Annotated in this window: 12 protein-coding genes; 3 read left to right on the top strand and 9 right to left on the bottom strand. The window is 39.1% G+C overall.

What is annotated here, in order from left to right:
* Positions 1–179 precede the first annotated feature (179 nt).
* On the bottom strand, positions 180–587 hold the full coding sequence (locus tag FYJ84_RS06370; RefSeq protein WP_154406759.1) for a helix-turn-helix domain-containing protein: 408 nt from the start codon (positions 585–587) through the stop codon (positions 180–182).
* A 23-nt stretch (positions 588–610) separates the two neighbouring features.
* The gene (locus FYJ84_RS06365) at positions 611–1912 is read right to left on the bottom strand and encodes a hypothetical protein (RefSeq protein WP_154406758.1); all 1302 of its coding nucleotides are present in this window, start codon (positions 1910–1912) and stop codon (positions 611–613) included.
* A 215-nt stretch (positions 1913–2127) separates the two neighbouring features.
* Between FYJ84_RS06365 and FYJ84_RS06360 the strand changes: the two genes are divergently transcribed.
* From FYJ84_RS06360 to FYJ84_RS06350, 3 genes are all read left to right on the top strand, one after another.
* A complete protein-coding gene (locus tag FYJ84_RS06360; RefSeq protein ID WP_154406757.1) occupies positions 2128–2982 on the top strand; it encodes an Rpn family recombination-promoting nuclease/putative transposase in 855 nt (284 codons plus the stop codon).
* Positions 2983–3149: 167 nt separating this feature from the next.
* Positions 3150–3407: a hypothetical protein gene (locus tag FYJ84_RS06355; protein WP_154406756.1), complete on the top strand. Its 258-nt coding sequence runs from the start codon at positions 3150–3152 to the stop codon at positions 3405–3407.
* A 164-nt stretch (positions 3408–3571) separates the two neighbouring features.
* Positions 3572–3805 carry a hypothetical protein gene (locus tag FYJ84_RS06350; RefSeq protein ID WP_154406755.1) on the top strand — a complete coding sequence of 78 codons (234 nt, stop codon included), beginning with the start codon at positions 3572–3574 and terminating at the stop codon, positions 3803–3805.
* Positions 3806–3949: 144 nt separating this feature from the next.
* On the opposite strand, the gene FYJ84_RS06345 is transcribed toward FYJ84_RS06350, so the two are convergent.
* From FYJ84_RS06345 to FYJ84_RS06315, 7 genes are all read right to left on the bottom strand, one after another.
* Positions 3950–5917 (bottom strand): glycosyltransferase family 39 protein, encoded by a 1968-nt coding sequence (locus FYJ84_RS06345; RefSeq protein WP_154406754.1) that lies wholly within the window; start codon positions 5915–5917, stop codon positions 3950–3952.
* A 129-nt stretch (positions 5918–6046) separates the two neighbouring features.
* Positions 6047–6982 carry a glycosyltransferase family 2 protein gene (locus FYJ84_RS06340; RefSeq protein ID WP_154406764.1) on the bottom strand — a complete coding sequence of 312 codons (936 nt, stop codon included), beginning with the start codon at positions 6980–6982 and terminating at the stop codon, positions 6047–6049.
* Complete coding sequence (locus FYJ84_RS15035) at positions 6982–7371, bottom strand: GtrA family protein (RefSeq protein WP_154406753.1); 390 nt, start codon at positions 7369–7371, stop codon at positions 6982–6984. The genes FYJ84_RS06340 and FYJ84_RS15035 overlap by 1 nt, the downstream gene beginning before the upstream one ends.
* 4 nt (positions 7372–7375) lie before the next feature.
* Entirely contained in the window at positions 7376–8308 is a 933-nt protein-coding gene (locus FYJ84_RS06330) for an NAD-dependent epimerase/dehydratase family protein (RefSeq protein WP_205764127.1), read from the bottom strand.
* A 19-nt stretch (positions 8309–8327) separates the two neighbouring features.
* Positions 8328–10127: a thiamine pyrophosphate-binding protein gene (locus FYJ84_RS06325; protein ID WP_205764126.1), complete on the bottom strand. Its 1800-nt coding sequence runs from the start codon at positions 10125–10127 to the stop codon at positions 8328–8330.
* Positions 10128–10139: 12 nt separating this feature from the next.
* On the bottom strand, positions 10140–10787 hold the full coding sequence (locus tag FYJ84_RS06320) for an HAD hydrolase-like protein (RefSeq protein WP_154406751.1): 648 nt from the start codon (positions 10785–10787) through the stop codon (positions 10140–10142).
* A 9-nt stretch (positions 10788–10796) separates the two neighbouring features.
* Positions 10797–12392 (bottom strand): aldolase catalytic domain-containing protein, encoded by a 1596-nt coding sequence (locus FYJ84_RS06315; RefSeq protein WP_328596345.1) that lies wholly within the window; start codon positions 12390–12392, stop codon positions 10797–10799.
* Between the last annotated feature and the right edge of the window lie 39 nt (positions 12393–12431).

Here is a 12431-nt window from a genome sequence, read left to right as displayed (position 1 = left end):
TGTCACTTACTATTATATCACCACTATGTTCTATTGTCCACCTCAATTACTTGCGTAAATTCGGTGGACGTGGCATTCATCTCCCGCCTATAGAGGCAGGGAGTCTTCTGCCACATTAAGATAAAAACTGCCGCAACTATCCTGCGGCAGCCAAAACAGCAAATATACTCAAATATATTTCAATATTTATACCAGGAATTATCCTTCTCTTTCTCCACACGCTTTGCCAGCACCTCCGACTGCTGCAGGAGACAGCGCAGCATTTCCATATTTTCCTGTATCTCAGAAGAATTATCCTCCTCGACCGCCTCATTTTTTAACGTCATCAGTTTTCCCACTATGGCTCTCAGCTGCTGGGAAATCTGCAGCTCATCATCATCGCTCTCCCTCCCCAGCAGATAATCAATACTCACATCATAAAAATCCGCAAAATCTATCAATGCGCTCAGTTCCGGCATCCGCTTTCCATTCTCAATCATGGAAATAGCTGCCGAGGTATAGTTTCTGCTGTACCTCTCATTGTACAGCTTCCTGAATTCCTCCTGATTCAATCCCTTCTGAAGCCGTAAATTCCTAAATTGTGTCATGCTGCTTCACCAACCTTCTACTATCATTTTATGACACCATGCCTTACCTTAAATTTTGCATAAATTCTGTATATCAAGGGTATCCCCCATAAATAACTGCTAAAAAATCCTGCAAACAGCCAATCCTCTGCCAAGTACCTGGCACAGAAAAAGGTAGTTACCGCCACATAAACAGCACTAAAAGCCGACAGCTTCATCAAGGGTTCTTCCTTATGCCCCCGCAAATAAACAGCAATACTATTCACCCACGCCTGACAAAGCCAGCACAAAAATAAAATCACCATGCTCGTCAGCGGCAGCACACGCTGGAAAAAACTGATATCATCAAATATAAAATACAAAACAAAAAACGCACTGCCCCCCAAAGCCATCGTTGCTAAAACTGCTGTACATCGCTTAACAAACAAATCATCCAATTCCTGCCAATTCTTCATTTCAATCAGCATATTTATTCTGGGGATAACTGCTGTTATCCAGGCAAAAGAAATATTGAACCCAGCAGTCCATGCCGCAATGCTCATACCTGTCTTCCCAGCATAATCCGCACCAAAAAATGCAAACGCCAGCGGCACAAACAGCTGAAAAATAAAATAGCCGCTTCCCCAGCTTACAGCATACCGCCATATCAATCCGGAAAACTCCGGCCACCAGTCATACCTATATCTGGCAGCAGTCTTCCATAACTGCTGTGCAGCTACACAAAAATTACGCCACAGCAATCCTGTTCCTGCCAGTGCCGATAGCAACATCCCACATGCTAAAGCCCAAAGCCCCATCTCGCTATATAATCCAGCCAGCATAGTACCGGAATTGATTATCACCAGTATCATGCGGATTTTTTGCACCCTTGCCACGGAATTGCAGCCTTCAAAAAAGGACAGCATAGCTACGTTAAAAAACGACCAGGCTGACATAACAGAATAAAGCAGCCACGCCCCATGCCAGGCTATCCCATCATCCTTCATCTGCAGGAACAGCCAGCCTCCTATCACAATTGCCGGAAAAACAATACCTATTGCCTTCCCCAGCCAACTCAGGCAAAAATGAAAAAATGAAGCCAGCCTCCACAAAGCCTTAACATCACCACAAATCGTACCATTTTCCGCGAAGGACAAATGTGCAAATTCATGAGCTGTAAATTGGAGAATGATAGTGGAAAAGCCCAGGTCTGCAAAAACTGCCAGCGCAGCAATACTTGTAAAGGTATACCAGTATCCCTGCTCGACAGGAGTCAGAAACAATGGTATGCAAATCAGCAATGCAGGACCTGCCACTACTCGCCACAACTGATTCAAAAGAGTATGAAGCATATCTTTATTTAACAACAGCACCTCAACTCCCCCACTACAAACAAAACTCTCCTGAATGTATTTTTGTGAAAAACATTTTTGCAACACTTGTATTTTTATATTGTAATTATAGCATCTTTGTATTATAATCATCTTGCAAACATTTTTTCGCAGGATAAATTATTCCTGTTCCGTCATGCCCACTATCCTGCAAGAATTAATTTTGGTATAATGTAAAGGAGGAAGACACAATGGCAGCCAAATTCAGAAATATTTTGAAGCCCTGGGAAGAACTTACTTTCATTGACGATTACATGTTTAAGCTGGTACTCAGAAAGCATCCCAAACTCTGCCAGCGGCTCCTGGAAACCATCCTGCAAATAGAAATCAGGAAAATTGTTTTTCTGGAAGCAGAACAGACTATTGAGCCAAAATATGACAGCCACGGTATCAGGCTGGACATTTATGTGGCTGATGACCAGAATACTGTTTACAATGTAGAAATGCAGGTACGCCCATACACTGATTTGCTGCTGGCAAAGCGTATGCGGTACTACCAGTCTACTATAGATATTGATGACCTCAAGCCCGGGGAAGGATATGACAAACTGCCAAAGTCCTTCATCATCTTTCTCTGCCCATTTGATTTCATGGGCGGAAAACGCTGCTTCTACATCTTCCGTACCTATTGCCAGCAGGACAAGGATTTGCTCTTTCCTGATGAAGCAACAAAAATCATTATTTCCAGCACCGGCAATATCACTGAAGATACACCTCGGGCATTAATACCGCTGATAAACTACATGAACGGCAAAGCCGCCGAAGGCGAGCTGGTCATGGATATTGACTCTGCAATCAACACCGAAAAAACTATCGAGATAGAAAGGAGAAAATACATGACTTACGAAATGAAAATGCGTGAATTCAGGCAGGAAGGATATGACGATGGGTTTGAAGCTGGATTTGAAAATGGTTTCGAAAATGGAGAAAGTACAGGGCGCATCCAATCTGCCAGAGACTTCATTGCTAGCGGCATACTCTCATTTGATGACATAAAAGCCACCGGTAAATACACTGATGAAGAACTTGCCGCCATCAGGCAATAATCTGTATCATTCCTTCCCTAACGCCAAGATAATAAAAAACCGTTTCTGCCTTAATAATCTACAAAATCATCATCTCCAGCACCGGCAATATCACCGAGGATACTCCTCGGGCATTAATACCGCAGATAAACTACATGAACGGCAAATCCGCCGAAGGAGAGCTAGTCATGGATATTAACTCTGCAATCAACACCGAAAAAACTATCGAGATAGAAAGGAGAAAATACATGACTTACGAAATGAAAATGCGTGAATTCAGGCAGGAAGGATATGACGATGGGTTTGAGGCCGGATTTGAAACTGGAAGCACTAATGGCACAATACGGACTATTCGCAACATGATCGCTGACGGGTTAACTACCTTTGAAAAAATAAAAGCTACCGGAAGATACTCCGAGAAAGAACTTGCTGCTATAAAGCAATAATCTAAACCATTCAAAAACTTCGTGCCATCACAACCTCGTTCTATCCTAACTGAACCACCAAAAATGTTATCTTCAGCACCGGCAATATCACTGAAGATACACCTCGGGCATTAATACCACTGATAAACTACATGAACGTAAAAACTGCCGAAGGAGAGTTGGTCATGGACATTGACTCTGCAATCAACACCGAAAAAACTATCGAGATAGAAAGGAGAAAATACATGACTTACGAAATGAAAATGCGTGAATTCAGGCAGGAAGGATATGACGATGGGTTTGAAGCAGGACGCATCCAATCTGCCAGAAACTTTATTGCTAGCGGTATACTCTCATTTGATGACATAAAAGCCACTGGGAAATACACTGATAAAGAACTTACCGCCATCAGGCAATAATCTACACCATCCAACAGCCGCAACAATCTGCGGCTGTTTTTTGTACCCCCAAAAAGTGTAGATGTTATAATTTAAATAACTATAACATCTATACTTATTTACAGAAAAAACTTCAAAGTCTCTACTATTTTACAAAACTATATTCTATTTTTTCTTCCACAATTCCACGGTTCCACCTTCATTATTATCAACAACACCTAAACGAGTATAGTTTGACAAAACTTCTTCCTCATAAAATTTTTTTATTTCCCTCTGCCCAGATAATTTTCCCCCACGAAAAAGTTCTTCATGGACTTTCCATCTAGCCTCCTCAAAATTCGCCCACAAAAATAAATCAGGTTTACAGCGTTGTAACTCTTGAACGGAAAATAATGCCATGCTATCAGGACAAACATCAAAATAAGGAATAGGTACATAATAACTTTTTTGTTCTGCTAGAACATTAAATAAAGGAATATTCGGAAACTGATATAAAAAACTATTGTGCGATGTATTCTCCAATATCAAGCCATACAATAATTTATAAGAATAATAATCACTAATTGCGAGTTTATATCCATTTAATCCTGGAATATCATCTACAATTTTTACGTTGTTACTATTAAGGATAGATGACGTTCTCCAACCATGCCATTCATAAGGTATAAACATCTTCGTTATTAAGCATAAAAATACTAAAATAGTACATACGAAAAGAAAAGTTACATTTTTTAACCTAACCCAAACCTTATAATTAATATTTTCGCTACCATATTGCAAAAAACTTACTACTGCTAATGGAACTAATAACAAACCTATATATGGTTCTAACTCGGCACTTGACAATCCAGCTATAAATATCATACTTCCAAAAATAATTGTAATAAAAACGTATATAATATTCTTTTTATTACAATTATTTCTATATTGATTACAGTAATAAATGCATATTATGCAATTCACATAAAATGAAAAATATAATATATCATGAGTTAATATTCTCCAACTCATCCCATAATACACAAAAGAAGCCACATCATTTGTACTAAAAGAAACTATATACAACCCTACCCCTAATAATATTGATAAAACAATAACACTACTTCGTGCTACTTGTTTATTCTGATATTTGATGAACATAGCACAAGCCAAAACTAAACTAGCAATAAGCACAAAAATATTATTAATACCTATATACGGAATAAACTTTATACCAGGTATTATATAACGCTCAATTATTAGACCGAAAACTACTCCTGTAACACAATACATTCCATTCAGCACAGTTTTATTTTTTATAATCCCATTATTATTTAAAAGGAAAAAAGCCATGCATACAAATATAAATATTTTAATTCTTACTATAAAGCGATACATAACCCACATAATATTTGCATTAGCTAATTTAGCATCAGTGGCATTTTGTAAGCATAAAACCATTGAATAAAAAGTATCTGTATATACTAAATAAACTATACCAGGTAAACTTGTAACACACACTCCTAATATAAATAACAAAACTTTATTTTTATACTGATCATCTTTATACATAAGCCACAACAAAAAGAAACATAGTAGCGGAATAATAATTCCAATGGTCTGTTTTGTCATTATTAATATCCCAACATTACAACCAACAAAAAAGATTAATTTCCTATTTTTTTTATTTTCATGCAATCTTACAAAAAAGTATACTAAAACAATTAAAGCTGTAAAAATTGCAGGATTATAATCATAAACTTGATCCATCAAATATGTACTAGTAATACATACTCCCATAAACACTCCAACAAAAGCTATTAGAGGGGGAGCAATTCTATTTAATATTAAATATAAAACACTCCATCCGATGCATCTAATAACAATAAATCCAAATATAGTGTACAAAAGAAAATTATTCTTAAAAAACAAATATAACAACCCTGTAAACCACGCAAAGTATGGTGGCAGATACAAAAATATATCCTTGTACAATAATGTACCCTTTGTCAAACAAAATGCATAGTATTGCCACCAACCTGTTTGCATAGGAATAACACTAAACACAAAGAAGCTATAATAAAATGATGATAAAACTAATAACAACAGTAAATATACATATTTATTGCTAACCAAACTAAAATTATTATCCATGAAACCTCCACTCACACATCATTAACTTTAATAGATTTGTTACTACAAAAAAATAATAAAAGCCATGTACATTATTACGCATTGCTTTTATACTTAACGAAGCTATGCAAAAACAATCCAGTATTTACCTCAGAAATTTATCCTTCTCTCCTCAACCACCAACGGCCTATGCATTACCCTGGCATTTATATTCAGAATATATTCTCCCAGCAGACCGATAAAAAACAATTGTATCGAGCCAATAAAAAAGGTTCCAATCAGCATCGGAGCAGTTCCCATCGGGAAGCTATCCCACCACATGAGCTTCGCACACAAATACAATAATGCCATCAACATAGTCAGCGCAGCAAAACAAAAACCGATAATCGTAGCTACGCGCAACCCTACCTTTGTATACGATGTAAAACTCAGCATAGCTGCATCATATAAAGTGTACCAATTATTATGTGATTTTCCAGTTCTCCGTTTTGCCTGGGTATACTCAATATCTTTTCGCAATGGCCCTAGTTCTGCTACAATCCCACGCAAAAACGGTGTAGGATCATCCAAATTTCTCAATATATCAATAAAACTCTTATCATAAAGTCCAGTTCCAGTGAAATGTTCTATCTGTTCCACAGAAGACATTTTCTTGATGGTCTTGTAATAACAGGTACGCAAAAAACGTACAATTTTATTTTCCTCACTCTGTGTCTTTATAGCAGAAACAATCTTATATCCCTTTTCCCACTCTGCGACAAATCTCGGTATCAAATCCACAGGGTCCTGAAAATCACAACACATAGCAATAGTGCAATCTCCAGTAGTCTGACACATGCCATGATATGGTGAATTAAACTGCCCAAAATTTTTGGCATTAAAAATAGCTTTGATTTTCTTATTTGCATTACAGAGAAGTTCAAGCTTTTCCCTGGTTCCATCTGTAGAAAAATTGTCAATAAAAACAATTTCATAATCGTACTGAGGTAACTTTGCTTCAAATTCCTTGATAACAGCCTCGCTTATCGGCCCTACATTCTCCACCTCGTTATAGCAGGGAATCAGTACACTAATTAATTTCTTCATCATAACCTCGATTTAAATGTCCAAAATTTATTTAACAAAAAATTCATAGGTATTGTCAGCAATAACGTGCATATCGGAGCTAACATTTCCGATATGCCGCACCATTCCACCAAGATATAAAGCAATACCGTCCCTGATACAAACGAAGCTCCATAGGAAATATATGTCTTTATCAATGCCCGCCACCATATAGCGTTACTCTTGAATACATATTTATTGTTCCAGTAAAAAGCATTAAATACACTGATAACCCAGGAGCCAACATTTGCAATCAGATAATGGCATCCCAGCCACAGCATCAAATAGTAGCTGCCTAGCCCGATGCCGGTATTAGCCACCCCGACAATACCAAATTTTATAAACTGTAGCCAACTTTCTGATAATCTCATAATATTACCTGCGTGATTTCTGCATGGCAGCTATCGTCTCTCTAATGCCATCTGCAAAACTGGTTGACGGCTGCCAGCCTGTATCCTGCCTCAAAGCACTAATATCTGCCTCAAGATGCATCACCTGGTCTGCATAATATGGAATATCGCCATACCCAATCTCCACAGAGGAAAGAAGTTCCCTGCGGATAGCTTCAACACATTCCTTCAGGGTAATCCTATTGCCATTACCCAGCACATATACAGCACCATCCCTGCCTTTTTCAGCCATCGCCCAAAATGCCTCTGCCGCATCAGCAGAATACAGATAGTCCCATACCTGCTCGCACTTCGTCAGGGACGGCCTTTCACCAGCCAGCAGTTTCTTGATGACCGTGCTTATCAAGGTCTGCGGTGCATCATTTGGTCCGTATGTGCTGACTATCCTCGGCCAAATATGGCGGATGCCGTACTGACGGCACATTACCCTGGTCATCTGGCCTGCACACAGCTTTGCCATGCCATATCCGCTGACAGGCTTCGCCTCACGCTCAACGCTCATCACACCACCGCCAGTACCATATTCTGCCTGACTGCCGCAACCAATAAATACACTGCATCCCAAGGATTTTGCTGCCTCAGCTGCATCCAATGCATAGCGGATATTCTCTGTCTGAATATACATGTTCATACGGTTGGCAGGATTATCCGTACCTGTCCAAGCAAAATGATAAAAAATATCGCAGGACTCGCCAATTTTTTCTGAAAGCAACTGTAGCTCTGCTATATCGCAATAAATAACCTTGACATTTTCATGTACCGGGATATTGCCTATACGCTTGGAATCCCTTCGTATCACAGCATAAACCTTACACTTTTCTTCAATGAGCTTTTTGATAACAGCAGTACCTATAACTCCAGTAGGACCTGTTACTACAACCTTTTTTGACGAATCCATATTAATAAAACCCCTTTTATTACTTACAAAACCTGATACTCTCAAATTCTTCACGCGGCAAAAACGGAAACATATCATCCATAGAAGGAGACACAATTTTGCCATCCGGCAGTACTTTCGATGAAGATTTAGGAGCAAAATTCTGTTCATAATCCACCACTGCCTCACAAATACATGCCCCTTCAAACTGTAGTACCTGCTTGATAATATCATCGCAGTCATTCTCATTGCTAAAGGAAAAATACTTCATGCCAAAAGCATCTGCTAGCTTGGCAAAATCCGGAAATCCCACGCCGCTATGGCGATCAATGCCGATAAATGGCGGCTTGAATAAATTGCGCTGTGTCTGTCGTATAGAGTGATAGCCATTATTATTGATGATAAACAGCTTCACATTAAGCTTATTTTGCACTACAGTAGCCAGCTCCTGCACATTCATCATGAGGCTGCCATCACCATCTATACAGATAGTTCGTCTGGCATTATCGGCAACAGCCACTCCCAACGCAGCCGGAAAACCATATCCCATAGCAGCGCAGCCAGAATTAGTAAACATCCGCTGTCCCTGCTTAATTTTTGCAGCCTGAAAAGTAATTACACAGGCACTGCCATTACCACAAATAATCCTGTCATACTCATCCAGCTGGTCAAAAAGCTTCTCAATAAAAACATAAGGATTGATTAGTTTTTCTGCATTATGATAGGATTCCTCCACTGGATTGTACTTTTGAACTAATCCCCTGCACCACGCCAGCCATTCCTTATGCCTACCGTCAGCCGCATAATCGGAAGCCAACAACTTTTGTAGCACATCCTTAACATCGCCATGTACCGGCATATCGACCTTTATTGTAGGCTTGCACAATTCACGCTTATCAATATCCACAATTATCTTATAGGCATTTTTTGCAAAATCAAAATGATTATAACCAATCATGCGAATATTCAATCTACAGCCAAGGCTTATAAGCAAATCACAGTTCTGCACAGCAAAATTACCAGCCCTGGTTCCTACAGTCCCCGGCATCCCTGCAAAGTACAAGCTGTCATAGGCCAAAGTATCATTGGCGTTCCATGCAGTTACAACAGGAATTTGAAGCTTTTCCAATACTGCCAAGAACTCCTTCTCTGCCTTCCCCAGCCTTATTCCCGTACCTGCCAGAATCAATGGTGCTTTAGCATTCTTTATTTTATTAATAATATCAACTACCTTCTCGTCAGAAAGATCCGGCAGGTGCCAAGGCTTCTCCTGGGCTGCATTAAAATGAATTAACTCATCCGTTTCAATCATCGCCCCCTGAACATCCAATGGTATATCCAGCCATACCGGGCCTCCGCGTCCATCAGTTGCTAAAAATAAAGCTTTCTCCAAATGATAGGCAATTTCCTGCGGATTAGTAACCATAACAGCATATTTTGTCATATTTTGTACAGAATTGATAATATCAAATTCCTGATCTCCCAGCTGACGCAAATGCAAATCAGGACAAGACCAAATCGTAGTTTCACGCTTGACCTGGCCTGATAGTACAAACATAGGAATGGAATCCAGCCATCCCCCCATCACACCTGTAATGGCATTAGTTCCTCCCGGACCACTTGTAACACATACTGCCGCCAAATTCCCCGTCATCCGTGTATAACCTTCTGCAGCTATTGAGCATGCCTGCTCATGATGGTTAAATGTACATGTTATCCCTTCTTGATGACCAATAGCATCATCCAAATGCATAGCACCGCCACCAGTTACCATAAAACAATCTTTTATGCCATGCTGTACTAAAAATTCAGCTATGTATTTAGCTAACTTTATTTTCACTAATCTCTCTCCTTACTCTTTTCCCAGCAAAATCATCCTGATGTCATTAACATCGGCAGCAAGACTCACTACATCAGTATCATCCCAAACACCAAAGCCATATGACACACCTACAAAATCCACACCCATCTTGGCAGCACCCAAAGAATCATTCACTGTATCCCCAATCATGACAATACGCTTTCTATCACATATCCCAACTGCCGCAATAGCATTGCCGATTATATCTGCCTTAGTCAAATTGCCTGCAAAATCAGAACCACACACTGCATCCATATAGCATGACATACCAAAATGCTCCACTATGCTCTCTGCATAATCCTGCCTCTTATATGTTGCTACAGCCTGCTTTATACCATTTGCCTGCAGCTCTCTCAGCAGACTGATAACACCATCATAAGGATAAGCTTTGAAAAGGTCTTCAGATTTATACCGCTCCCTGAATACATCAGCCATATCCTTTGCCATTTGCTCATCTACAGGCAAAGTTCTCGCAAAGGAATCCTGAATAGGCGGGCCTATGTATGTCTTCATGACGTCATCCCCGGGAATTTCCAAGCCAAACCTATCAATCGCATATTTGGCAGAGGCAATAATGCCATCCGATGTATTAAGCAGGGTTCCATCCACATCCCAGACAACTAGTTTATATTCTCCCATGATATACACCTATTCATAACATGACTCAGTGATAAACTCCACCTGTATCTCTGACTTTTTACTTACCAAAAAGTTTCGCACATAAGTATTAAAATAATCAGCTTTCTCTTTGACAAAACTGTATTCCCTGCTGATATCAAAATAATTATCATCAACTTTCGAATATCCATCAAAACCAGCCAACGAAACTGAATTTACATCGATACGCAATAAAAATTTCAGCAACATCACCAGCGAATTATCCACTATCTCCGTATTGGTATCTATCAAAGAACCATAATTAAGGACATAATCAAATTTTCCTGCTGTCTTAGTCACATTTGATGTAGCAATTATCTTTGCTGCTTTATTGCTGCTTCGTAGCATATCCTTAATCAGCTGATTATATCTTTTAGTTTTTGTCAGAAAAATATACTCCACATGTATATCAGCTGGAATATAATTAACAGCTATTGTTATTGGTGAATTTTCCAATATATGCGACATAACTGCTTTTTGTTGCAAGCTGATATTTTTTCCAGGTCCCAGGAGCAAAATTTTTCTGTTTGCAAAAACTTCTCTAAGCTTCAGTATTTCTGCATTATCATCACACTTGATATTCTGATAATCCAAATATACCTTTTCTGCATACTTAGCATCATACATCAGCTTTTTTTCAGAAGCTATACTCAATAAAATCTCATCAATCTGCTTTACTGATAAAGTCCTTTTATTCATCAAGTATGATACATAGTTAGGATGGCACTTTGTGGAGGAAGCCAGGAAAAAGAAGCTGTTATATCCCCAATACTGCTTGCGATAAATATCCATAATAACGTTATCAATGGCTTCCAAAGCCTGAGTAATATCGTATTTACCGCCCAGCTTTTCATTCATAAACATCATCAGCAGCTCCAACGGAGCATTTCCTGCACTTTTTCCCATACCATAAAGAGTGCCATCTGCCAAAATATCACGCTTGCTGTCCGATGACAAAAAAGTCTTGGCATTAGCAAATCCCAACTGGAAATTATTGTGGGCATGATAGCCTTCCTTGATGTCAGCATCAAGATATTTATCCAAGATGCTATAGATATGCATTAAGTGTTCTTCATCCAAAAGACCATAGGTATCAACCATCGAGGTAGCAAACGGCTTAATTTTATTACAGCACTCAGCATATTCCTTCAAGGCTTCATCAGTATATGTCGTAACAGAAACCATCTGGGCAAAGACCTTGTACCCAAGCTTCTGAACCTCGGCACAGAAAGCCAATGCCTCATCACGCAAGTGTTCCTTGAAAATCACTCTGATGCCATCAATAAAAGTTTCTTCACATGGCTGCAAATTTTTAATATCGCATGTGCCATAATCGATCATGCCCAAAACAACAGCATTACCTTTATCTACGCCAGCAAATATCGTATTGGCAGACTGCGTATCAGGCATAATGGTACGATTTATATCAAATTCTCTCCGCTGATCCAAGAAGCCTATTTCTATATATTCAACCCCTGAACTAACCAGCCTCTCGAATATTTCAATAATATTGGCATGGCCAAATTCCCAATCGTTGATATATCCGCCATCCCTCAATGTACAATCTAATAATTGCCTATTTATCACATTAAAGTCTCCTTCACAAAACAAGCAAAAATAGATTTT

It is taken from the genome of Anaerovibrio slackiae (assembly GCF_009695585.1).
Classification (GTDB): Bacteria; Bacillota; Negativicutes; order Selenomonadales; family Selenomonadaceae; genus Anaerovibrio; species Anaerovibrio slackiae.
This window is presented reverse-complemented; position numbering and strand designations above follow the sequence as displayed.